Consider the following 25,412-nt stretch of genomic DNA (forward strand, 5'->3'; position numbering starts at 1 on the left):
ATAAAATTTTATTATTTTTACAAAAATCATCAAACTACTGATAATAAAAAGTAGATTAGTTAGTTATATTGAAATAATGAAAAAGAATATTTTATTCCTTTTAGCAGCATGTATTGTTATTTCCTGTGCTACCAAAGTAAAAAGGCCGGAACAACGATCAAAGTTCCTAAAAGGTTTTTCCACACATTATAATACCCTATTTAATGCAAAAGATGCATTAAATAGTGAGTTTACGACCAGAGATAAAGGCCATAAAGATAATTTTTATGCCCCTTATATTCCTATACTTACTTACGAAAACCAGCCTTTAGGCAGTGATCTTGGACAATCTTCAGCTTTTGCAGAAAATTCAATGAAAATGGCGGATATTAATAGATCTGCTTCAACTTCAAACAGGGGAGGAAATGCAAGTGGCCCTCCGGGTAAACCTGGCCTTCAGGAAGCTGTTGGAGCGGTGAAGGATAAAATTAATTCTGCTGTATCCGGTATAACAGGGAATGGAAATGATCCGAATCAACCTGAAACAAAAGGAGCGACTGCACTCGAAATTGCAGAAGCAAAAGCTTTAAAATCAATCAATAAATATTCCGTGATCAGAAGCGGAGAAGAAAAAAACAAACAGATTTTTGAAGCTTACATGATTCTTGTACAATCAAGAATTTATCAAAATAAGGCTGTACAAGCTCTTGATGCTTTAAATTATGTTTTCACTCACATGAAAGATGATAAAAGGCTTCCTTTAGCGAAGATCTACCAAGGTGAAGCCTATGCTCAGATCAAGGATTATCATAAAGCTCAGGAGATATTCTCTAAGCTAAAAGGAGAGGGGATCAGTAAAAGTTATGATAAACTGCTAAGTATCTATAATTCTGAAGCTCTTTTAGATGCTGGAAAAAAAGAAGAAGCAGTAAAAGAACTTGACCGTGCTTATGATCTCAACGGCAACAGAAAGCTAAAAAGCAGAATTTCTTTTCTAAGAGGACAGATTTTAGAAGGTTTAGGACAGAATGAAAAAGCTAGAGAAAGCTTTTTAGCAGCGTATAAATATGCCAATGATTTTGAATTTGAAGTTAAATCTCAAATAGAAATTGCAAAAACATTTAATGGAAAAGGAGACTATGAAGGAGCTAAAAATTATTTAGAAAAGATCAGTAATAAGGGAACTTATATGTCCAGAAAAAACGAGTTCTATTATGCTCTTGGTCTGATGGCCAATAAGGCTGGTAAAAAAGATGAAGGTCAACAGTTCTTTAGAAAATCTTTATCTGAAAAGGTTTCAGATCCACAAGTCCGTGGTTTGGCTTACTACGAAATAGGAAAGAATTACCTGGATAAAAATGATTATATCGGTGCGGGAAGTTATTATGATTCTGCACTTGCTGTAATGACATATGAGCCTTCTAAAGTGCTTTTAAAAGATCAATCTGAAAATATTAAAAAGATCTCAAAGAATTACTATCTGATCAAAAAGAATGACAGTATCCTTTCTTTAGCGAAAATGAGTGATGCTCAAAAAAATGATTTTTTTGCGAAACATATTGCAAAATTAAAAGCTAAAGAGGAAAAAGAAGAATTGGAAAGAAAACGTGCTGAAAGAAGTAAAGGTTTCGATACTGGAGATTATAATTCTAATTCTATATTTGCTAATGGTTCAACTTCTTTTGAAGATTTCGGAACAGCTCCTAAAGGGTTTTATTTCAGTAATACAGGAACCGTAAGTAAAGGAACTTCTTCGTTCAAACAAGTTTGGGGTGATAGAGCATTGAGTGATAACTGGCGTTATTCAAAGAAAATGTCAACGATTGATGACATGAAAAATGAAGCACTGGGAGTAACTTCAGCTCCTAATCCAAGACGTTTTGAGCCTGCTTTTTACATAGAGCAGATTCCTACAGATGCAGGTAAGCTAGGGCAGTTGAAAAAGGATAGGGATACAGCGTCTCTAGGTCTTGGTATCATGTATCAAAATTACTTTACAAATACTCCATTAGCGACCAAAACATTATATGATCTGGTAGATGTAAAACCCGAAGAAAAGGTGATGTTACAGGCATTATATGAGATCTTTGCGATGAATTATGAGAAAAATCCACAAGCGGGAGATAAAGCGAAGCAGATCCTGCTTACAGATTATCCATATACTTCTTATGCCGAATTTGCAAGAAACCCTAAAAATAACTCTTTTGTAAAATCTTCTGAAGACGTTGAAAATGAGTACAAACGGGCTTATGCATTATTTGAATCAGAAAAATTTGGAGAAAGTAAAGATGTCATCGATCAGACCATTCAAAAGTATCCTAAAGATGCATTAGTCCCGAAATTATATTTATTAAATGCATTTAATACAGGAAAATCAAGTGGAAAGGAAGTAATGATCCTACAATTGGAACAAATTGCACTTAACTATGCTAAGACACCTGAAGGTATAAAGGCTAAAGAAATGTTGAATTATCTGAAGAGTGACCTCGCTTTCCAGTCAACGGATAACAAAGGAAATGTTGTTCCTCAAAATCAGAATAATGCTCCTGTACAGCCAGATTTACAGAATAATAATATTCCTGCAAATCCGAATAATCCGAATATTCAGGATCTTAACGCGCCACCGCCAGTGAAAAGAAAGTCGAAAAGATTGGGCACAAATCAGAATCAACAAGATCTTAAAATGCAGAACCCTAATGACGTTCCTGCAAAACCAAAATAAATAAAAAAGCGAAGATTAATCTTCGCTTTTCTTTTTCTTTACTCCATGGAAATCTTTTAAATAAAAAGGTTCGAAGTAGGCAATATCTTCGACGTCTTTTTTTTCTATTTTTTCAAGGGTTTTCTTTATTAAATACTGTGCAGAAGGGTAGATGCTTTCATTAAATTCAGCATTCGGAAGCTGAAGGATTTCTTTTGCTTTTTTAGCACCATCACCAACGAATATTACTTTTTTATCTGCAAATTCTGTAAAAGAATGCTCATCCAGAATTTTAGCTTCAGTCGCAGCAATTTCTTCTCCCGTATTTCCGTCATATATGGCAGTATAAACCTCCATTCTCCTTGCATCGACCAATGGCACTATATAATCATAGTTCTTTCCTAAAAAAGGCTCCATCATGCTTTCTAATGAATTAACAGCAATAAGTGGGATCTTTAATCCATAACAAAAGCCTTTTGCTGAAGCTGCACCAATTCTTAATCCGGTATAAGAACCTGGTCCTTTGCCTAAAGAAACCGCCTGAATATCCTTCATCGAAATACCAGCGCCTTCAAGTGCCCATTCTACAAAAGTGTGTAAGCTTTCGGACTGTTTATAATTTTCAGAAACTTCTTCACATAAACATAATAGTTTTTCATTGTCTGAAATGGCTACAGAACAATTCTTAGAAGAGGTTTCAAGATATAATATTTTCATTTTTTCTAAACTAAACTGCAAATTCGCAAAAAGGCAAAAATGCTTTTAAATAATTAACGCAAATTTAATCCTTTTTGAAACTATTTTCTGTAGATCGTTCTAGGTTCACTCTGCGCACTTGGATAGATGGTCATATCAGAAACATTTACATGTTTCGGCGCGTTCACACAATAAGCAATAGCATCTGCAATATCTTCAGCCTTTAAAGGTTCATAACCTGCATAAACTGTGGAAGCTCTTTCATTATCTCCTTTAAATCTCACTAATGAAAAATCTGTTTCTACGGCGCCCGGTTGAATATTTGTTACTCTAATTCCAAATTCTGTAAGCTCTAAACGCATTCCTTCAGAGATCACATCGACTGCTTTTTTTGTCGCACAGTAAACAACTCCATTTATATACGTCTGTCTTGCAGCTACAGAACTTATATTAACAATATGGCCAGAGTTATTGTCTTTCATTCCCGGAATAAGTATTTTAGACACATATAAAAGCCCTTTTACATTTCCATCGATCATAGAATCCCAATCATCGGTTTTCCCGGCTGAAAGAGGATCTAAACCGTGTGCATTGCCTGCGTTATTAATCAGAACATCAATATTTTTCCAATCAGCAGGAAGAGATTTAATAGCATTTTTTACTTCTTCTAACTTCCTTACATCAAATTTTAAACTAAATACTTCCGTAAAAGCAGATAATTCAGTTTTTACTTCTTCCAGTATCTCACTTCTTCTTCCGCAGATAATGATTCTGTTTCCCTGTTTAGCAAATACTTCAGCGGTTGATTTTCCAATTCCGGAAGTAGCTCCGGTTATTAATATTGTTTTCATATATAAATGTAGCTGTAATAGTGTATCAATGTAACAATTTATGGTAAACGGATCATTGATACGTTTGTTAAATTAATTTTAGTTTGCATCAAATGCTTCAAAAGCATTCGTTATATGTTCAATAACTAATTTTCTTTTTTCATCGGGCATAACCGTTATAATGTCGAACCGCACTTCGTTGTGTTTATCGAATTCTTCAAGATAATGGTTTGCAGCAAAAACAATAGATTTGATTTTCGTTTTGGTAACAGCTTCCTGTGGTAATATAAAAGCGTCTGTAGAGCGTGCTTTTACTTCGGTAATAATAATTAAATTATCTTTTTCAGCTATAATATCAATCTCTGCTTTTTGAAATCGAAAGTTCCTGGTGAGAATCTTATACCCATTTTTTACCAGGTGCTCAACGGCCATATCTTCTGCTATTTTTCCGAAATCATTATGCGTTGCCATTCCTCTTTGATTAAAAATTATAGATTCCCCGTTAATTTAAAATTCAATCTTGACTTTATTATCAACTTTCATTTTTATACTTCCCCCAATAATCAAAGGTCTGTTATCTTTTATATGTCCGTTTGGAAAACTAAAAACAACTGGGAATTTATATTTTGAAACTCTCTCTGAGATTAGCTTATAAGCAAAATCATCAAAGCTTTCTTCGTAATTTTTATTATCTTTTTCATCCCCCATATTGGTCATTCCGCCAATAATAAGTCCTTTTATTTTTTTGAAGACTCCTGCCAGTTCCAGGCTCATGATCATTCGATCTAAAGCATAATAATTTTCACCTATATCTTCAATAAATAATATTTTATCTTTAAAATCAAAAGAATATTTAGTTCCTAAAAGAGCATAGATCAGAGCCAGATTTCCACCAACCAATTCTCCTTCCACGGTCCCCTGTTTATTGAACTGATTTGATGGTATGCTGTATTTTGGAGTCTTTCCTTTCAGAACATCAAATAATAAATCATAGCTTTCATCCGTAACTCCAAAGCTGGAAGTTTTAATGGTCTGGCCATGAATAGATGCAAAACCATTTTTTAATAAATAACTTTGAATCACAGTATTATCAGAGTAACCGATATACCATTTTGGCTTTTCAGTAAATTGTTTAAGCTTCAGGTGCTGGACCAGATGCTGACACCCATATCCACCTCTGGAAGCCCAGATTGCAGAAATATCAGTATCATTTAAAGCCCAGTTGATATCTTTTAATCTTTCCTTTTCTGTTCCAGCATAATTATAACCATTAGAAAATTTGGTATAAAGGTGTTCTCCTATAACAGGTTCAAAACCTTTTGCTTTAATCATTGAAATTCCTTTTTCAAGTTGAGCTTCTTCTACAGCTCCTGCCGGAGAAATAAGAGCAATTTTATCCCCTTTTTTTAGGGATTTTGGAAAGATAATTTTTTTCATTTTGTTTTTTGAAATTTGACTTCTTTCTTCTCTGCTTCTTCTAATCGTTTATCAAACTGATTAAATTTTTTAAAGCTTTGTAAAAAGATAAAGAAACTGAAAATGATAAGAATTCCACCTACAATTCTTCTGATCTTATTGGCTAAAGTTTGTGTTAATTTATCATGGAATTGTTTAGCCAGAAATATTTTAGCGAGATCGATACATAAATAAGTACCAATTACCAAGCCTATATACAGGATAAAATTACTGATATCAGGATATTGATTTCGTACCGAAATTACTGTTACCAACCAGAAAAGAATTACCCCAACATTTAAAAGATTAAAGAAAAAACCATTAATAAAAGTTTTAAAATAATTTTGACTAATGATTCTTTCTTCTCCAGGCATATGCATTTTGGTTTTGGTAACCAACATTACGATCCCATATACAAAAATAAGAATAGACGTAATCCTGTAAAAACCAGGATGTTTGTCTATTAAACTAACAAGATCTGCACTTGCATAATATGCTGCAACGATACACAACAGGTCAGCGGTTATAACTCCGAGATCCAGTGCTAAAGCGTGTCTGGGACCTCTTGAGAAACTGGTTTCAATTAAAAGGAAAAAAATAGGTCCTATGAAAACCAGGCTCAACATAAATCCTAATATGACAGCAGAAAGTACAAGTTCAAACATTTTATTCTAGACAGTTTTCATTATAAAAAAATTGGTAATCTTTTCTAATTTTCAATCCAAAGATACCTTTTTCGAAAATATAAGTAATTTGATTTTTAAATTCCATCCTTTTATAATCAATGAAAAAACTACGAATCATATATTCGTATTCGTAAGCACTGTTACTCAAATAGATATAGGTAGTTTTTCCTCTATAATGATTACTCCTTCCTCCTACATCTGCCATTTTACATTTAAAACAATACGTTTCCTTAGTAGGGTTTGATCCTGTAACATAATTGATTAAAAAAAATAAATTTATTATTAAAGGAAATTTAATCAAAAAAAAATATTTTTTTTCCCAATTCTCTATCTTAATAATCTTTTTATTGATGAGTACATTTATAAAAAGGCAAAGCACAAATATAATACTTACCAGTAAGAAAAAATTAATAACGGTTTTAAAAACAATTGTAAATAGTAAAATAACATTGGCAATACTAAAGACAATAATTTTATCTATCCTTGTCATTAATCAACAATCTTGAAATCCAGTTGTTTCTGAATTAAGTTAGCTTTAACCACTTTGATCTGAACCTGATCTCCCAATTGATATTTTTTACCGGTTCTTGAGCCATAAACTGCGTGTGTCGACTTATCATAGGTATAAGAATCATCTACCAGATCTCTTAATTTGATCAATCCTTCAGCACCATTTTCAGGTATTTCAACCCAGAAACCAAATTCTGCCACTCCCGAAATCACACCCGTGAAAGTTTCACCAAGATGTTTTTCCATGAATTTCACCTGCATGAATTTGATTGAATCTCTTTCTGCATCTGCAGCCAGTCTTTCCATAGCACTGCAATGTTTTGCCTTTTCTTCCAATTCAGTTCTATCAGGAGATTTTCCACCATCAAGGTAGTGTTGCAACAAACGGTGTGCAAGTAAATCAGGATATCGTCTGATAGGAGATGTAAAGTGCGAATAATATTCAAATCCTAAACCATAATGTCCGATAGGTTCAGTGGAGTAGACCGCTTTGCTCATGCTTCGCATTGCCAAAGTTTCGATCATATTTTCTTCTCCTTTTCCTTTTACATCATACAGTAATTTATTTAAAGATTCGGCAACTTTCTTAGTATTTGCAAGGTTCATCTGATATCCAAAAGTGGATACAAAATCTCTTAATGCTTCTAATTTTGCTGGATCCGGATCATCATGAACTCTATAAATGAATGTATTATTAGACATCCCTCCTTTATTAGTAAGAGATACAAATTCCGAAACTTTTTTATTCGCTAAAAGCATGAATTCTTCAATCAGGTGATTAGAATCTTTGCTTATTTTAAAGTAAACTCCAACAGGTTCGTTATTTTCATTAAGATTAAATCTTACTTCACTTCTGTCAAAGGTAATAGCTCCGTTTTTGATACGTTCATCACGCATTATTTTTGCCAGCCTATCCAACACAAGAATTTCTTCTGTTAAATCTCCTTGCTGGGTTTCAATACGTTCCTGAGCTTCTTCGTAGGTAAATCTTCTGTCAGAATGAATTACTGTTCTACCAAACCATTGTTTCTGTATTTCTGCATGATCATTCAGTTCAAAAACTGCAGAGAATGTATATTTATCTTCATTAGGACGAAGTGAACAAACATCATTACTTAAAACTTCTGGTAACATAGGAACCACACGGTCAACCAAATATACTGAAGTTGCCCTTTGATAAGCTTCATCATCTAAAATAGTTCCCGGAACCACATAATGAGAAACATCCGCAATATGGACTCCAATTTCCCAGTTTCCATTTTGTAATTTCTGGATTGATAAAGCATCATCAAAATCTTTTGCATCTTTAGGGTCAATAGTAAACGTGCAGATATTACGCATATCACGACGTTTTGAAACTTCATCATCCGTAATCTGTCTGTTGATCTTATCAGCATCTGCTTCTACTTCCTCAGGAAACTCATAGGGTAATCCATATTCTGCTAAAATAGAATGAATCTCTGTTTCGTGCTCTCCAGGAGCTCCTAAAACTTTAATGATTTCTCCTTCAGGATTTTTATCCCCAGGTCTCCATTCTGTCATCTTAACAATAACTTTAGCACCATCTTCAGCACCACCAAATTTCCCTTTTGGAATAAAAATATCAGTATTGATCGACTTTTTATCGCAAACAACAAATCCGAAATCTTTATGAGCAACCACTTGTAAAGTACCTACAAATTCCGTTCTCGTTCTTTCCAAAACTTCCAAGACAGAACCTTCCAGCTTCTTTCCTTTATAAGTATAGGTTACTATTAAAACTTTATCCCCTTGTAAAGCATCCTTTACATTTTTTGAATGGATAAAAATATCATCTTCCATTCCATCTACATTCACGTAGGCATTTCCAGATTGATTAAAATCAATAACTCCGGTTAAAGTTCCTGCGATATTCAAGTTAATAATATATTTTCCTTTATCTGTTTCTTTAATTTTTTCTGAAGATTGCAGCTTATGTAAAGCCTGGATCACCAGTTCCCTTTGTCTTGGGTTCTTATGATCAATTCCGTCTGCGATCTGCTTATAGTTATAGATCTTCGACGAGTTTTCGTTCATAAATCTTAAGATCAATCTTCCGATCTCCATTAATTTATGGTCATTTTTCTGACTTATATATTTTCTTTTTTTCATTTTTTAATAATTGTTTAAAATATCAACAACATCATTTTCCTTCCCAGTGTTTTGATAACGGGAGTTTTAGTTCGTATAAATTTAATACAAATATGGAGAAGAGGGGAGAAAACCTGTTATAAATAAACTTAATATTACGAGTATAAGTTTCGAGAGAGAATATAGAATGTGTTTCTATTTGATAGTGCAAAGATATGTAATTTAAAACAAATAAGGCTTGTAATTTGATTTACAAGCCTTTATATATTTAGCAAACTGCTATTTTGTCAACTCTTGTTTGGTGTCTGCCCCCTTCAAAGTTTGTAGAGAGAAATTTTTCTACGATCTCTATTGCCAATTCCTTAGATATGAATCTTGCAGGCATAGAAATCATATTGGCATCATTATGTTGTCTTGCCAACGATGCAATCTCCGGCATCCAACATAAAGCGCAACGAATTTTCTGATGTTTGTTTGCAGTGATCTGTACACCATTTCCGCTACCACAGATTAAAATTCCCAATTCATTTTCCCCATTTTCTACAGAAGTTGCTGCAGGGTGAACAAAGTCAGGATAATCCACACTGTCTGTGGAAAACGTTCCAAAATCTTGAATATCAAATTGTTCTGAAAAATAGTTCTTAACAATCTCCTTATATTCAAAGCCTGCATGATCAGCTGCGATCGCAATTTTTCTTTTCATAATACTTGTATTAGACTTAATATAGATTTATTTCCCTACAAATTTAAGTATTAAATATTAATTGTTAGTTCAACACTAGTTAATTGTGAAAAGCATTGTGAATAACTGTGGAAAACTTTTATAAAGTAAATAATTTTTGAATATGAAAATTTACTAATGGACAAATTCTCTCAAAAGTCAATACAGAATTTTCAAAATCTTTTTTGGGACTATTCGTTAGTTTTTCCATAAATCAGTAATTAATAATTAAAATTGTTAACAACTAACTCATTTTTGTTAGTAACCATCTGAATAATCAGATTTACAAGAAATTGCATTGTGAATTAAATATGAATTAAATAAAAATTAAGTGTTATGAACTTTTTAGAGGAAAGTTATCCCCTAAACCCCCAACACTCAACAACAATACTCACTCATATTTTCTTTATTAAAAAAAAATTGTTGATTAGTGAGTGTTGGGTCTGTGGGAAGATTTCTGAAAACTTTTTTTGATTCAATCTTTTCCAAAAGTTTAAAATCTTACATTTGTGAAACGAAAATTCAAAGCTATTTATGAAAACAATCAATGATTTCAATTTTAGAGACAAGAAAGCTTTAGTGAGAGTGGATTTCAATGTTCCGCAAGATGATCAACTGAAAGTTACAGACAATACAAGAATCGTAGCAGTGAAACCTACTGTAGAAAAAATTCTTAATGATGGTGGTTCTGTAATTCTCATGACTCACCTGGGGAGACCTAAAGGAGAAGTGAAGGATGAATTTTCTCTGAAACACATCCTTGCGGAAGTTTCTAATGTTTTGGGAAGAGAAGTAAAGTTTGTAGAAGAGTCTATAGGTCCTAAAGCTGAACAAGCAGCTGCTGAACTTAAACCGGGAGAAATTCTATTATTGGAAAATTTACGTTTTCATAATGAAGAAGAGAAAGGAGATGAAGGGTTTGCTGAGCAACTTTCCAAATTAGGAGATGCTTATGTGAATGATGCATTCGGTACCGCACACAGAGCTCATGCTTCTACAGCTGTAATTGCTAACTATTTCACTTCAACTAAATTTTTCGGTTTATTAATGGCTAATGAATTAAAAGCTATCGATAAAGTTTTAAAAAGCGGTGAAAGACCTGTTACAGCTATACTTGGAGGGTCTAAGGTTTCAACTAAAATTACCATTATAGAAAATATCCTGCCTGCAATTGATAATTTGATCATTGGTGGCGGGATGGCCTTTACTTTTATAAAAGCGCTGGGTGGTAAAATTGGAACTTCCTTGGTAGAGCAGGATAAGTTGCCTCTAGCACTTGAGATATTGGCAAAAGCAAAAGAACACAACGTTAAAGTATATCTTCCATCTGATACTATTATAGCTGAAAGTTTCAGTAATGATGCTGAAAGAAAGGAGATAGATATTTATGCAATTCCTGAAGGATGGATGGGATTGGATGCCGGATCAAAATCGAGGGATCAGTTTAATGATGTTCTTTTAAATTCAAGAACTATTCTATGGAATGGACCAATTGGAGTTTTTGAGATGTCCAACTTTGCTGCCGGTACTGTTGCTTTAGGTGATAGTATTGCTGAAGCGACTAGACTTGGAGCTTTCTCTTTAGTAGGAGGAGGGGATAGTGTTGCGTTTGTAAAGCAATTTGGATATGATGACAAAGTAAGCTATGTATCGACTGGTGGTGGTGCCATGCTTGAAAGCTTGGAAGGATTAGAACTTCCTGGAATTGCTGCTATTAATAAATAAAAAACTGTTATTATAAATAAAAAAATAACCCTCTCTTTTTGAGAAGGTTATTTTTTATTAGTCATTATCTTATTGAACGTAAGCTACATAACATTCATTAATTGCTCCATTATTTGCTTTCGCAAAGAATGAATAATCAATCCAAAAGTATCCGTTGTTCCCCCAATTTGTACCCCATTGATTTTGTACTTTAAACGCTTGTTTTGCATCGTCATATCCTATTACGGCAATTGCATGTCCTCCTCGGACATTACCTGAATGTGACTTCCATATCCATCCGTTTGATGAACTTAAATGATCAAAGCTGTAATCTACTGTAACTGCGATAACTATGGGTAAATTCATACTTAAAAGCGTTTTTACGTTGCTTATATCCGTATTGTCGACGGTTGCCCAGGTAGTAAATTTATGACTACTAGCTGCATTTTTTTGGGAAGTATTAGGCTGAGTAGAGCAACCTGTATCCGTGTAAGGCATTTCACTCCAGCTGCAAACTCCCTGATTTTTAATTAAGTTTAAACCATCACTAACATAAGCACCTGCATCACAAGAACCAAGTTTGATCTGGTTGTAAACATATTCAGGGCTTCTTTTTGCAGTAACTCCTTTAAAATTGGATTCTAAACCACTGGTTGTGGTATACGCGGTCGCCCATGCAACACATGATCCTTCACCGCCCTGATCACCAATTGCTGGCAAACCGGGAATAAAATAACTGGATGCTAAAGCATTTTTAGCAGTTGATTCACTTTTTCCCTTTAATTTCAGCGTAAGTTCATTGATGTTTACTTTTGCAAAATTTCTGTAGATAGATTGATCTATAAGCCGTGCCCCCAATGCGTAGTTTTTTTGAACTTCAGTAGAGGTGGTGTTTTGATCGTCATCTGTTTTTGCGCATGATGTAACAGATAGCATTCCTATCGCTATCATTACGAGTTTAAAATTTTTCATTGATTAATATTTAAAAATGGTTCTGTGAATGTATAAATTATTTTCACATATCAATGAATTATTTAATGCAATTGAGTGTATTTATTGAATTAAATTTATTATTTAATAATATTTCCTTTTTTTTATTCATTTTCATTTAATTTATTTTGTTTTTTTATCATTTATTATATTTTTTTTATCATTTAGCACATTACTTATGTTTTTGGATAATGGTTATTAAAATTATATTTAAATAATTTATATTTTATTAATTAATTTATTTAAAATAATATATTTAATGTAAATTTTATTTGGTTTATTTTTATTATAATTTGAATTTTGTTAGGTATTTGACATATTATGAGTGAAAAAAATGTGCTTTAAGTAATGATTTTATTTATATTTTGAATTTTTTGTGAAAAAGAGAGTGAAATGACATGAGCTATTTATTAAATATGTTTTTGTTAAAATTTTTATTTAAATGGAAATAAAAAAACTCTCAATATTTTGAGAGTTTCTAATTTTTAGGTGGAAATCGGTGAAAATTGGCTTTCAGAAATAGCTCAAAAATCGATTTTCTATCTTTTTTCGATAATATATATCAAACTTGAAAATTCATTCGAAAACAATGCTTTTACGTTCGAAATCGTTCCGTAGATGAGAGCTTTTAGCCAAAAAAGTGGTGATTTCTTGTATTTTTCGCTCAACATAGAGATGTAGTAGGAATCGAGGATCAAAGGTTTGATCTTTCTTAATTTCCAGTCAGGGTTTTTAGAAATTAAATTTTCCATACCATTTTTTGAAAAGTGATAGATATGTCTGGGTACATCATAGGCTGCCCAATATTCTTTATAATGTTTTGCATCATAAGAAGTAGGATTGGGAACTGCTATAATAAGCAATCCTTTTTCATTTAATTTACTATGAAATATCTGAAGTATTTCTGCCTGGTTTTCGATATGTTCAAAAACATGCCAGAGTGTAATAGCATCTAAAGCTTTATCTTCAATTAAATTAATATCATCAATAATCTTCGTTTTTGATACTTTAGTTTGCGCCGCTTTTCTTGCATCAGCATCAGGTTCATATCCTAAAGTCTGAAAGTCATTCTCTATAAACTTTACAAATTCTCCTGCACCACATCCATAGTCCAGAATCTTGGAATTCTTTTTAATTCTGTCAATCAGGATTGTTTTTTTATACTGAAGATTAAAAGACTGAAGAAATTTATATAGCTTTTCTTTTAAACTTCCTGAATCCTGATGGTGGGAAATGTAATCTTCGCTTTCATAATATTTTGAAATATTCGATGGGATAGGGGAGGTTTTAAAAACCCCTTTAGTTTCTGTTTCTTTAATTTCGAATATTTCCTGAGTAAGAAAGTGATCTTTAATTTTCATTAAATTATTCTTTTATATTAAAAATTAAGATATTCAGAGTTTAATGTAAGCTCGTAAATACCTTAATTTTTGCTTTAATTTTAAAGATGTTTCACGTGAAACATATATTAATTATCGTCCTAAATAGACCAGTAAAACATTAATGTCAGCAGGAGAAACACCACTTATTCTTCCAGCCTGTGCAATTGTTTTTGGTCTTACATTATTCATTTTTTGTTTAGCTTCAGATGAAAGACTGGAAAGTCTTAAGTAATCGAAGTCTTCTGGAATCTTAATGTTTTCTAAGCGATTTAGCTTTGCCACATTCTCTTTTTCCTTTTCGATATACCCTTTATATTTAATATTAATCTCAGCTTGTTCTCTTACTTCATCCTCAAACTGAGAAGTAAATTCTTTGATAACTTCAATATTTTCCAGTTTTTCAAGAGTGATATTAGGTCTTGTAAGAAACTGGGATGCTCTGTAAGCCTGATCTACCGGATTGCTTTCTTCTTTTTCAAGAATTGGATTAATGATGCCTGGTTTTAAAGAAGTTTCTCGTAAAAAGCTTTCAAGTTCCTCACTTTTAGCAATTTTGTTTTCAACTTTTCTTAACCTTTCTTCTTTTGCAAGTCCTAGATGATATGCTTTTTCAGTTAATCTGATATCAGCATTATCTTGTCTTAGCAGGAGTCTGTATTCTGCACGGGAAGTAAACATTCTATAAGGTTCTTCAGTTCCTTTTGTGATAAGATCATCAATCAGAACTCCTATATATGCTTCATCTCTGTTTAATATAAACTCTCCTTTATCATGTACTTTATTGTGAGCATTGATCCCTGCCATCAAACCTTGTCCTGCAGCTTCTTCGTATCCTGTAGTACCGTTAATTTGGCCTGCAAAATAAAGATTGTCTATCAATTTTGTTTCTAGAGTATGCTTTAATTGAGTAGGGGGGAAGTAGTCATATTCAATAGCATAGCCAGGACGGAATACTTTTACATTTTCGAATCCGGGAATATGTTTCATTGCTTTTACCTGTACATCTTCTGGTAATGAGGAGCTGAACCCATTCACATATATTTCTACTGTTCTCCAACCTTCTGGCTCTACAAATAACTGATGTCTTGTTCTTTCTGCAAAACGGTTGATCTTGTCTTCAATACTAGGGCAGTATCTTGGACCTAAACTTTGAATGGTACCATTGAACATTGGGCTTCTGTCAAAACCTTCTCTAAGTATATTGTGTACAGTTTCGTTCGTATAAACGATATGACAGCTTAATTGTTTGGTTAACTTGGGTGTGTCTAAATAGCTGAATTTTTGAGGTTTTTCATCTCCTTTCTGTTCTTCCATTTTAGAGTAATCAAGACTTCTTCCATCTACTCTGGGAGGAGTTCCGGTCTTCATTCTTCCAGCTTCAAAACCTAAGGATACCAATTGTTCGGTGATACCAAATGCTCTTGGTTCACCCATTCTTCCACCACCTAATTGTTTATCTCCAACATGGATTAATCCATTAAGGAAAGTGCCATTTGTAAGCACTACAGATTTTGCTTTTATAGAGATTCCCAGAGAGGTTATAACTCCGGTTACTTTATTATTTTCAACAATAAGCTGTTTTACCATATCCTGAAAGAAATCAAGATTAGGTGTGTTTTCTAATGCTAAACGCCATTCTTCTGCAAAAAGCATTCTATCATTTTGGGTTCTAGGGGACCACATCGCTGGTCCTTTTGAAAGGTTTAGCATTTTAAACTGAATGGCAGATTTATCAGCTATAATTCCTGAATAACCTCCCATTGCATCTATTTCGCGAACAATCTGTCCTTTTGCGATACCTCCCATTGCGGGGTTACAGCTCATTTGACCAATGGTTTGCATGTTCATTGTGACAAGCAAAGTTTTTGATCCTAAATTGGCAGCAGCAGCAGCGGCTTCACAACCAGCATGGCCGGCACCAACTACTATTACATCATATATTTCTGAAATCATTTTCTTACCTATTTTAAGGCTTAAATTTTAATCTTTATAATAAATGTTTCACGTGAAACATTGTTTAAAAATACAGCTTAAAAGAGCTTGTATTCTGCATTATCCGGCCTGTTTTATATTTTATTTAATTATAAAAGTTATTTAACAAGGACGAAATGAAAGATTTTATTGGCTTAAGATATTAGTCTTTATACGTAGCTAAATAAAAATCTTCTTTTCTACGCATTTCCTTTTCTTCATCTTCTGTTTTATCCTTATAACCGCAAAGATGAAGAATGCCATGGGCTAAAACTCTTCTTAGTTCTTCTTCGTAGTTTCTGGATAGGGTAGAAGCGTTGTCTGAAATGCGCTGCAAAGATACAAAAATCTCCGCGCTTATTGTTTTGCCTTTAACATAATCGAAAGTGATGATATCCGTATAGTAATCATGCTGCAGATAATCTTGATTTATCTTAAGCAAATATTCATCATCACAAAAGATGTAATTGATTTCGCCTAATTTTTTTTCTTCTGAAAGAATGATATCTTCCAGCCATTTAGTATAGTCTGTATGTACAGAATCTGGTAAGTTTTCGTAAAAGAATTGTATCATTGTTTTAAAACCAGTGTCCTAATATAACACTGAATATGCCTTTTTGATTATTTTTTAATGAATGACTGAAATTAACCTTAATCTGGCCGAAAGGAGATTTATATCCCGCAGTTATTCCAAGTGAACTGTAATTAAGTTTAACAGCATCTTCGAAGGTAATATCATTCGAAAGGTTCGCAAAAGAGAAATTCCCACTGATGAAATAATTTTTGTTGAATCTAAACTGAAGATCATTTGAAATAAGAATAACATTATTGGTACTAAGCTGAGCAAAATAAAAACCAGCAAAGCTTTTAAAGTTAACCACATTTTGTTCAAAAATTCCCCCTAATCTATATTTATAAAATTCAGGCAGATGCTCTCCTAAAGTTACTCCACCATATAAGTTCAGTCGATAAGTTAATTGTTTTGCAAGAGGAACGTTTATTCTTATATCTGCCTTTATCTGAACTATTCTTTTTTCCAATTCGGATTTCATCAGATCGATAACTTTACCTTCAGCTGATATGTATATTCCTTTTGTCGGAAAATCCTTATCATTTTGAGTATCACTTTTTATAAATACATAAGGATTCAGAAAACGACTTACTCTTTCATTGGTACCATTATTATCAGCACTAAAATAGTCATGGCTTATTCCACCCCCAATTGCAAATTTATCCTTCCAAATGGACTGGATATAGGCTTCATTTCTCAACCATTGCCAACTATCAAATACATTGTTATTTATATCCTTTAGATCAATACTCATCCCAGAAGAATAAATTCCGAATCCTGGTATATATCCATTGTCAATAAAATAGTTCAGATAGTACCTTGGCTGATCTCCCACAATAACATCTAAAGATAAATTTGAGTTTCTGAATAAAAGACGCTTAGCAGAATAGTTGAGTAATAACCCTGTCTTGAAAACTTCATCATAATGCAGGCCGAATTTAAAAAAATGTCTGGCATCATCTTCAGTAACATATAATTTCAGATAGTTTGCATTGTTCTCTGTTACAATATCGTAATTGATAAACTTGTAATTATTGGTTGCAACCAGCCTGTCTATTTTTTTATTGATACTGCCATAGGTTTCCAAAGAGGGGAGATGTAATCCCATTTTCCCTAAGGCGTAGTTTTTACCATATATTTTGCTTCCAATTAAAGAAAGACTATCAATCTTATATACGTTGGAATAAATTGGATTTATACGCTGTCTAAGGCGGTCAAACGATCGCTTTGGCAACTGATCTAATATATCAACGTATTTTAACCCTTCAACATATCCACTATCGAGAATTTTTTTCTTTTCATCGTAGCTGGTAGCAGACATCCCTTTTAAATTAGGTTTAATATTGATATCTGTGTATTTATATTGCCGTTTGGTATCTTTATGAATATTCATATCGATAATCTGATTGAGAATGGCAATAATATTAGTTAAATCCTCTCTTTTCGATAGATCCTGATTAAGGTCGACACCGATAACAATGTCGATTCCTTTGTCCTTTAATGGCTTTGAAGGATAATTTACAGTCATGGCTCCATCTATGTAAATGCTGTCACCAACCTTTACGGGATCCATTAGTGACGGAAATGCTGAACTCGCCATAATAGACTGTACAAGATCTCCCTTTTCAAAAATCTGCATATTTCCACTTTCCAGATTAGTTGCTACACACATAAAGGGAATGGGTAGTTTTGAAAAATCATCGATATTGGAAACGTTTTTAAATAGTTCCTTTAAAAGATATACATTTTTCTGACCCGTGCTTATGGAAGAGGGGAGGTTAATCTTTCCATTCTTGATAGGAATTGACAAAAGATATTTGTCTACAGATTTATTAAAAAATGTACTTTCTTTCCTTGACTTAGGATCCATTATTAAAGAATAGAAATCCGTATCCATTACAATTTTTTCTATTTCTTTTCCTGAATATCCCGAAGCATATAGACCACCAACAATGGCTCCCATACTTGTACCAGCAATGTAATCAACCTTTACCCCTAAGGAGTCCAATACTTTGAGTACTCCTACATGAGAAAATCCTTTAGCTCCACCTCCGGCCAGCGAAAGCCCAATTCTGGGATTTTTTGGAATTACCAATCCTTTTTTTACCTGCGAATGCAGCAAAAGCAATTGGAATACGAGTATAAGAACCAGGAGTTTTCTCATAGAGTTAATCTTTTATATAAATCCGCTTCACCCGCGGCGAAATGGAGGTTAATACTTCATAGGTTATTGTTTTGCAGTAATCTGCAAATTCTTTTAAACTTGGCTTTGAATTAAAGATAGTTACCATATCCCCTTCTTCAACATTAGGAATATGATCTATATTGATCATCATCATATCCATACAAATACTTCCAACGATAGGAGCTAGGGTTTTATGTATTCCAACATTACCAATCTGATTGCCAATCAATCTTGGAATTCCATCTGCATAACCTACCGGGATTGTGGCTATTTTCGTCGTGTGATCGGTCTTATATCTTCTGCTATAGCCCACAGATTCTCCATTTTCTACGGTTGAAATCTGAGAAATAACGGTTTTAAAGCTTACAGTGGATTGAAGCTGTTTTTGTATTTCACTATTTGGTGACTCACCTAACATTCCGATACCAATTCTTACCATATCATATTGATGGTCCGTATAACTTGTAATTCCTGACGAATTCAGAATATGACGGATAGGCTGATATCCCAGCTTTTCAATAAGATAGTTGGAGTTTTTCTCAAAGATTTCAAACTGATTTAAAGTAAACTCTCTTTCATCCGGCATATCAGAAGATGATAAGTGGGTCAGGATACTTTGAACCTTTACATTTTTATTTTTTAAAGTTTCACTTAACTGATCTAACTCAAATCCTTTAAAACCAAGTCGATGCATTCCAGTTTCCAGTTTAATATGGATAGGGAATTTTTGGTCATATCCGGATTTCTGAACGGCTTCATTAAATAATTCTAATACCCTGAAGCTGTAAATTTCCGGCTCCAGATTATATTGTATAATCGCATCATAACTATGCTGTGCAGCATTCATGACAACGATAGGGGTTGTAATTCCTTTTTTTCGGAGTTCTACGCCTTCATCGGTATATGCAACACCAAGATAATCGATATGGTGATGTTGTAAAAATTCTGAAATCTCATAACTTCCTAAACCATAAGCATTTGCTTTTACCATTGCCATTACTTTAGTCTCAGGTTTCAATAGAGATTTATGATAGTTGATATTATGAAGAATTGCGTTCAGATTGATTTCCAAAACGGTATCATGCTTTCTTAGTTCAAGAATATCTTTAAGCCTTTCTATCTCAAATTTTCGCGCTCCTTTCAAAAGAATAATCTGATTTTCAATATCTGTAAGGTATTTACTTTCAATTAATTCCTGAGTATTGATAAAAGTAAAGGTTTTAGATTTAAACAGATCGCTAAATTGGGTTATTTCGTTTCCAATTAAGAATACAGAGTCAAATTTTTGTTCATTAACAAGTTCAGAAACCTCTTCATACAACTCTTTTGAATTCGAATTCACCCCTACAATATCAGTTAAAACCAGAGATTTTTTTGGTTTTTTATATTCGTTTAAAAATTGTAAAGCTGTTTTCAAAGAATCCAGATCCAGATTAAAGGAATCATTAATAATGATATTATTTTTATTTCCTTCAATTGCCTCTAATCTCATTTCTACAGTTTTCAGAGCGTTGATTTTTTCGATGATCTTTTGATTGTCAATATTCAGCTCTTTTAAAACCGTAATAAGGGCTAAAGCATTCGTTAGAGTAGCTTCATCCCTTTGATGAACGGGAAAACTTATTTCCTCATTAAAATATTTTACGATGATGTTTTCATCTTTAGAAATACTATTTTTAATAAATACCTGATTTTCATTTTTGAAACCGTAGGATATTAATTTTTTACTTGAATATAATTCTTTTATTTTCTGATTAACTAGGGAATTATCTCCGTTGTAAATAATGACTTCAGAATCTTTGAACAGCTTGATCTTTTCATTGATCAATTCATCATCAGACTCAAAGTTTGCAGCATGTGCAGTTCCGATATGAGTGAGAAGACCAATCTGAGGTTTGAAAATATTTTCCAGCTTTTCCATTTCATTGGGCTTGGAAATTCCAACCTCAAAAATCCCTAGCTCATAAGAATCATTAATTTGAAGTAATGAAAGAGGGAGTCCTATTTGCGAATTAAAACTTTTAGGACTCTTTACTGTAGAAAATTCGTTCCACAAACACTGATAAAGCCATTCTTTTAAAATGGTCTTTCCATTACTTCCTGTAATTCCTATCGATTTCAGATGGGAATGTTCAAAATGGTATTTAGAAAGTTTTTGAAGAAAGTCAATAGAACTTTCAACTAAGATCCAGGTGATATTTTCAAATTGCGGATACTGATGTTCGGAAATAATAACGTTTATCCCCCTATCAATGGCCGATTCTATGAATTTTTCACCGGAATTTTTTTTTGTATTAATTGCAATGAATGCAGTATTCTTGATTGAATAGATAATTCTGCTATCAAAAGCTATATTTTTTATAATAATATCAGTATCACCAATAACTTGTGAATTGGTGATATCTGCAATTTCTTGTATCGTATAATTCATTACTTCCCGTCAGCTTATTTTTTTATAAACAGCCAAAACGTAAAGTTCTCTAAAAAGAATATTTTTATGACCTGTTAAAATCAGAAATTTCTCAACAAGGTATGAGGCTTAATTTTACCAGGGATAAAATCTCGGCACCCTAAAAAGATTACTATTAAATTATTTTTACGTCTTTGCGTTTAACTTAGTATATAAAATTATAAATTAAAATTAATCTAATTTTAGGTTATTTAAAAATTATTTTTTTTTCTTTAAAAGGACTTCATCTATAAAAACCCTGCGGCTTACAGCTTCATAACTTTCTGTTTCTCCCAATTCCACTAAATTATTTCCCTGAGAAGTTCTCATAGAGTAATTAGCCAGATTACCCGTTCTCTTACAAATAGCGTGCACTTTGGTTACATATTCTGCAGTGGCCATAAGATTGGGCATTGGTCCAAATGGACGTCCTAAAAAGTCCATGTCTAAACCCGCAATAACAACTCTTATTCCACTATTTGCCAACTGATTGGCAATGTCAACAATACTTTCATCAAAAAACTGTGCTTCATCAATTCCTACCACATCACAATTAGAACCCAACAAAAGGATTTCGTTGGGATTTTCTACCGCGGTGCTTCGGATCTTATTCTGATTATGTGATACCACATCTTCTTCAGAATATCTGGTATCAGTTTTTGGTTTAAAAATTTCCACATTCTGCCCTGCCATTTCTGCTCTTCTCAGCCTTCTGATCAACTCTTCGGTTTTTCCGGAAAACATTGAGCCACAAATAACTTCCATCCAACCGCTTTGTTTGGAGTGATTAATTGTATTTTCTAAAAACATTTGTTAAATTAGCCGTAATATTTTAACATCAAAAGTAAGCAATTTTTAACAAGAATCTTATATGCAGAATATCCAAGATTTAAAGGAAAAAATTTTTTTCGAATCCAAGAATATCATTGATATTTTGGAGAAAATAAACAATGTGGATGAATTACTTTCCAAGCAAGATCTTGTGGATGAGCTTGCCAATAGGATTTCTTTTTTGAAGATGCTGGAAAAGAATATAGAGTATTTTATACCCAATACATCGTCACAAAATACCGAAAGTCAAACGAATAACTCTTTTGTGAATGATGAACTTGATAGCCAGGAGTCAGCACATGAAGTGACGGAAGAAGAGGCGATTTTCAATAATGAACTGAATGAAATTGATGAAAATGAGGCTTCAGAATATGAAGAGATTGAGCATGTAAATGCTCCAACTACGGCAGAACAAGATGAAATTTTCAACAATCAATTGACTGAAATTGTTGAGAATGGATATCATGAAAATGTAGTTAATTTTGCAGATGAGGAAAAAATCGCACAAAATTTCGAAACAGAAATTGTAGAAAAAGATACTGAAGAAGACTCACATGATGATCAGATTGAAGAAGAGGTGATCTTTACGAATCAACTCAATGAGATCAATGAGTTTGAGAACGAACCTTCTAATTATCAGGAATCGAGTATGAATTCTTTTGATGAAGAGGAAAGTATTCAGAATAGTATAGAAGAGGAAATGAAAACTAATGAAGAAAGGATTTTTGCGAGTGATGTAAAAGAATTTCCTGAAGTAAATGAAAAGATTCCAAGTATTTTCGATAGTGAGGTTTTAGAAGATGATGAAATGCTGATTGAAGAAAATGAATCACAGTTTATATCTTCAAATGTAGCGATTGAACAAGGTGAGATGGTAATGGAAACTTCTAATGTAGAAAATATCCTTAGCGAAATAAAAAATGATGCCCAGGTTGAAGAGATACATGAAGAACAAGCTATTTCTGATGAAATTAATAAAAGAAAAATTGTTGATATAGATCATGGATATCAGGAATCTGAAAAAGAGAAATATCCTTCTGATGAAAGCTTTGAAAATCTCGATGCTTATAATCAGGAGAAAAAAATAAAATTAGCAAATATTAAAGGATTAAAATCTATTCAGTCACTGTTTGATGATGATCCTTTAGAAAGAGAAATTCCTCGGGAAAAGAATGAGCCGGTTGTAAAAGAAGACAATGGAAGTTTGTTGAAGACCAATATCCCAACAAATTTTATGGAAGCTGAAAAATCTAAACCTGAGTTCAGATTGGATCTGAATGATAGGATAGCTTTTTCAAAAATGCTATTTGATGGAAGTCAGTCCGAGTTGAATACTGTAATTTCAGACCTAAACAGTTTTAGAACGCTAGAGGAAGCTAAAGAATATTTAAGTGACTTATATTACTCCAGAAACTGGAGAAAAGTAGATGAATATGCCCAGAGATTATGGGTATTGGTGGAAAATAAATTTTTATAATTTTAATTTTGAGCGGAATCCTATATTTTGTTCCTACTCCCGTAGGAAACTTAGAAGATATGACTTTCAGAGCCGTGAATGTACTGAAAGAAGTAGATTATATTTTATGTGAAGATACGAGAACATCCGGAGTCCTTTTAAAGCATTTCGAGATTTCTAAACCTTTAAGATCTTATCATTTGCATAATGAACATCAGGCAACGGAGAAAGTAATTTCCGACCTTGAAAGCGGCCAAAATGTTGCTATTATTACTGATGCAGGAACACCTGGAATTTCTGATCCCGGTTATTTATTGGGAAAAGCAGGGGCAGATCATAATATTGAGATGATTTGTTTACCTGGAGCAACAGCTTTTGTTCCGGCACTTGTGGTATCCGGACTTCCAAATAATGAATTTTTATTTGCCGGTTTTCTCCCACAAAAGAAAGGAAGACAAACCAAGCTTAAACAGCTTGCAGAAGAGAAAAAAACAATTGTTTTATATGAGAGTCCTCATAAAATAAACACAACACTAGAACAGATCAAAGAGTTCTTCGGTGAACATACAAAAGTAAGTTTAAGCCGTGAAATTTCTAAAAAATTTGAAGAAACTAAAAGAGGAACGATCAATGAATTAATCGAATTTTCTAAAAGTAAAACTTTAAAAGGAGAAATTGTTCTTATTGTGAATAATTCTAATTAATTGAAAAAGCTATTTTTTATACTACTTTCATCAGTTTCTTTCGCACAGCAAACTGATCAATACAAACAGATCTTACTATCAAAAAAACTGGGTAAAGAAGTACGCTTTTACTCAAAGGGATATGGAATAATTTCTGAAACCGGTAAATCGAGTATAGTAGATTCTTTAGGAGTCATTACTGCTGATTTCCCTTACAAAAGTGAGATCTCCCGCCTGACGAAAGACCGATTCATTGTAAAAGGGAGAGAAGGAGCTTTTAATGGAAAAACGGCTCTGATTGACAATAGAGGAATTCAGTTAATACCATTCGATAATTTTAAGTTCAGAACCTGGGAAAATAAACAAAGACTCATTTATTCCAAAAGTGGACGGGATTGTGTTTATGATTACAACGGAAAGCAGATCATTCCTTTCTCTGATAGAATAGAATTTGCCAGTGAGAATAGATTCTTTGTAAAAATTGGAAAAAGCTGGAAGATCTATGATTTTGATGGTCAATTAGTTTCCGATAGGGAGTTTGATGAAAATTTGCATTTTTATAAGGGAAGGGTATATATTATTACCGGTTTTAGAAAAGGCGAGATCATTGATAATAATGGGAAAACGATAAGTTCTATTTCCGACCACTATATTGATGGAATTATTTCCTATCCTTTTCTCGTTACTAAAAATATTCCTAAAGATAAATATGGAATTGTAGATGCAGATGAAAATATATTGGCTGAAGAGATCTACGATCAGGCTTTTGTGGGAACAGAATACATCTATCTTAAGAAAGATGATAAAGTAAGTATCTTTTCTAAGAAAGATAAAAAAGTACATGCTACGGATTTCGGATATGTAAACCATTTATTTAATGGCTTATTCAGAACGGTTCCTGAGAATAAAAATCCTAAAGTTGCTGTAATCAGAACCAACGGAGAAATTGTATTGCCTCAAGAGTATGATGATGTAGATGCTCTTAAAATTTCAGGGCAAGACTTTCTTTATCTGAGAAAAAATAATGAAGAAACACTTTTAGATAAAAATCTGAATAGTGTTTTAGATGGGGATTATGAGATCGAGAAAATATTTTCTAATTATCTGATTCTTAAAAAAGAAGGGGTGTTCTACAGATTTTCACCAAAGGATAAACAATACAAAGTGCTGGAGAATATTGTTTCTATAAAACCTTTTGTACGTTTACCCGGGCTGATCTATAAAAATAAAGAAAATAAATTCGGAATGATGAATGAAGAAGGAATTGAAATAATTCCAGGGATCTACGATGATATGATCACTTTCCTTTCTGCCAATGAAATTGTTGTAAAAAAAGAAAATAAATTCGGAGTTACAAACTATAAGAATGAACCTCTTAAAGATGTAGTTTATGATAGCTACTCATCGGATAGAAAAGGGGTAAAACTGACGAAGGGTAAAAATTCAGAATTTTTATATTTTACGCATTCTGAAGATAAAACAGTCTGGGATTGATCCTCAAAC

Annotated in this window: 20 protein-coding genes; 5 read left to right on the forward strand and 15 right to left on the reverse strand. The window is 32.9% G+C overall.

Annotated elements, in window-relative coordinates; all coding sequences use genetic code 11:
* The first annotated feature begins 76 nt into the window (after positions 1-76).
* A complete protein-coding gene (gene porW / locus J7E44_RS12005; protein WP_214829859.1) occupies positions 77-2,701 on the forward strand; it encodes a type IX secretion system periplasmic lipoprotein PorW/SprE in 2,625 nt (874 codons plus the stop codon).
* A gap of 15 nt (positions 2,702-2,716) precedes the next feature.
* Here porW and tsaB read toward each other — a convergent pair whose 3' ends face one another.
* From tsaB to rpiB, 8 genes are all read right to left on the reverse strand, one after another.
* Positions 2,717-3,397, reverse strand: a complete 681-nt coding sequence (tsaB, locus tag J7E44_RS12010; RefSeq protein WP_214829862.1) for a tRNA (adenosine(37)-N6)-threonylcarbamoyltransferase complex dimerization subunit type 1 TsaB — start codon at positions 3,395-3,397, stop codon at positions 2,717-2,719.
* Positions 3,398-3,477: 80 nt separating this feature from the next.
* Entirely contained in the window at positions 3,478-4,227 is a 750-nt protein-coding gene (locus J7E44_RS12015; protein ID WP_214829876.1) for an SDR family NAD(P)-dependent oxidoreductase, read from the reverse strand.
* A 78-nt stretch (positions 4,228-4,305) separates the two neighbouring features.
* Entirely contained in the window at positions 4,306-4,677 is a 372-nt protein-coding gene (locus tag J7E44_RS12020) for a YraN family protein (protein ID WP_214829879.1), read from the reverse strand.
* A gap of 36 nt (positions 4,678-4,713) precedes the next feature.
* Positions 4,714-5,643 (reverse strand): S66 peptidase family protein, encoded by a 930-nt coding sequence (locus J7E44_RS12025; protein WP_214829882.1) that lies wholly within the window; start codon positions 5,641-5,643, stop codon positions 4,714-4,716.
* Entirely contained in the window at positions 5,640-6,326 is a 687-nt protein-coding gene (locus J7E44_RS12030) for a LysE family translocator (protein ID WP_214829897.1), read from the reverse strand. The genes J7E44_RS12025 and J7E44_RS12030 overlap by 4 nt, the downstream gene beginning before the upstream one ends.
* Position 6,327: 1 nt before the next feature.
* Positions 6,328-6,837: a hypothetical protein gene (locus tag J7E44_RS12035; protein WP_214829899.1), complete on the reverse strand. Its 510-nt coding sequence runs from the start codon at positions 6,835-6,837 to the stop codon at positions 6,328-6,330.
* A complete protein-coding gene (rnr, locus tag J7E44_RS12040) occupies positions 6,837-8,987 on the reverse strand; it encodes a ribonuclease R (protein WP_214829907.1) in 2,151 nt (716 codons plus the stop codon). Before rnr ends, J7E44_RS12035 begins: the two co-directional genes overlap by 1 nt.
* 247 nt (positions 8,988-9,234) lie before the next feature.
* Positions 9,235-9,669, reverse strand: coding sequence for a ribose 5-phosphate isomerase B (gene rpiB / locus J7E44_RS12045; protein ID WP_214829911.1), 435 nt, complete (start codon positions 9,667-9,669; stop codon positions 9,235-9,237).
* Between the two features lie 552 nt (positions 9,670-10,221).
* Between rpiB and J7E44_RS12050 the strand changes: the two genes are divergently transcribed.
* On the forward strand, positions 10,222-11,412 hold the full coding sequence (locus J7E44_RS12050) for a phosphoglycerate kinase (protein WP_214829914.1): 1,191 nt from the start codon (positions 10,222-10,224) through the stop codon (positions 11,410-11,412).
* 69 nt (positions 11,413-11,481) lie between these two features.
* On the opposite strand, the gene J7E44_RS12055 is transcribed toward J7E44_RS12050, so the two are convergent.
* The 7 genes from J7E44_RS12055 to J7E44_RS12085 form a co-directional block, all read right to left on the reverse strand.
* Complete coding sequence (locus tag J7E44_RS12055; RefSeq protein ID WP_214829917.1) at positions 11,482-12,363, reverse strand: C1 family peptidase; 882 nt, start codon at positions 12,361-12,363, stop codon at positions 11,482-11,484.
* Between the two features lie 557 nt (positions 12,364-12,920).
* Positions 12,921-13,742 carry a class I SAM-dependent methyltransferase gene (locus tag J7E44_RS12060; RefSeq protein WP_214829933.1) on the reverse strand — a complete coding sequence of 274 codons (822 nt, stop codon included), beginning with the start codon at positions 13,740-13,742 and terminating at the stop codon, positions 12,921-12,923.
* Between the two features lie 111 nt (positions 13,743-13,853).
* Positions 13,854-15,716 (reverse strand): tRNA uridine-5-carboxymethylaminomethyl(34) synthesis enzyme MnmG, encoded by a 1,863-nt coding sequence (gene mnmG / locus J7E44_RS12065; protein WP_214829936.1) that lies wholly within the window; start codon positions 15,714-15,716, stop codon positions 13,854-13,856.
* A 181-nt stretch (positions 15,717-15,897) separates the two neighbouring features.
* A complete protein-coding gene (gene ybeY, locus J7E44_RS12070) occupies positions 15,898-16,308 on the reverse strand; it encodes an rRNA maturation RNase YbeY (protein ID WP_214829950.1) in 411 nt (136 codons plus the stop codon).
* Positions 16,309-16,312: 4 nt separating this feature from the next.
* The gene (locus tag J7E44_RS12075) at positions 16,313-18,469 is read right to left on the reverse strand and encodes a patatin-like phospholipase family protein (protein WP_214829953.1); all 2,157 of its coding nucleotides are present in this window, start codon (positions 18,467-18,469) and stop codon (positions 16,313-16,315) included.
* A gap of 4 nt (positions 18,470-18,473) precedes the next feature.
* Entirely contained in the window at positions 18,474-20,921 is a 2,448-nt protein-coding gene (locus tag J7E44_RS12080; RefSeq protein WP_214829956.1) for a bifunctional UDP-N-acetylmuramoyl-tripeptide:D-alanyl-D-alanine ligase/alanine racemase, read from the reverse strand.
* A gap of 237 nt (positions 20,922-21,158) precedes the next feature.
* Positions 21,159-21,749, reverse strand: coding sequence for a thymidine kinase (locus tag J7E44_RS12085; RefSeq protein WP_214829959.1), 591 nt, complete (start codon positions 21,747-21,749; stop codon positions 21,159-21,161).
* A gap of 61 nt (positions 21,750-21,810) precedes the next feature.
* Between J7E44_RS12085 and J7E44_RS12090 the strand changes: the two genes are divergently transcribed.
* From J7E44_RS12090 to J7E44_RS12100, 3 genes are read left to right on the forward strand one after another with little or no spacing between them, the layout of a single operon-like run.
* The gene (locus J7E44_RS12090) at positions 21,811-23,247 is read left to right on the forward strand and encodes a DUF8457 domain-containing protein (protein WP_214829962.1); all 1,437 of its coding nucleotides are present in this window, start codon (positions 21,811-21,813) and stop codon (positions 23,245-23,247) included.
* 8 nt (positions 23,248-23,255) lie between these two features.
* On the forward strand, positions 23,256-23,930 hold the full coding sequence (gene rsmI, locus J7E44_RS12095; RefSeq protein ID WP_214829965.1) for a 16S rRNA (cytidine(1402)-2'-O)-methyltransferase: 675 nt from the start codon (positions 23,256-23,258) through the stop codon (positions 23,928-23,930).
* A complete protein-coding gene (locus J7E44_RS12100; protein ID WP_214829968.1) occupies positions 23,931-25,403 on the forward strand; it encodes a hypothetical protein in 1,473 nt (490 codons plus the stop codon).
* The last annotated feature ends 9 nt before the right edge of the window (positions 25,404-25,412 follow it).

Origin of the sequence: Chryseobacterium sp. ISL-6 (assembly GCF_018613715.1) — a bacterium.
GTDB classification, from domain to species: Bacteria; Bacteroidota; Bacteroidia; order Flavobacteriales; family Weeksellaceae; genus Chryseobacterium; species Chryseobacterium paludis.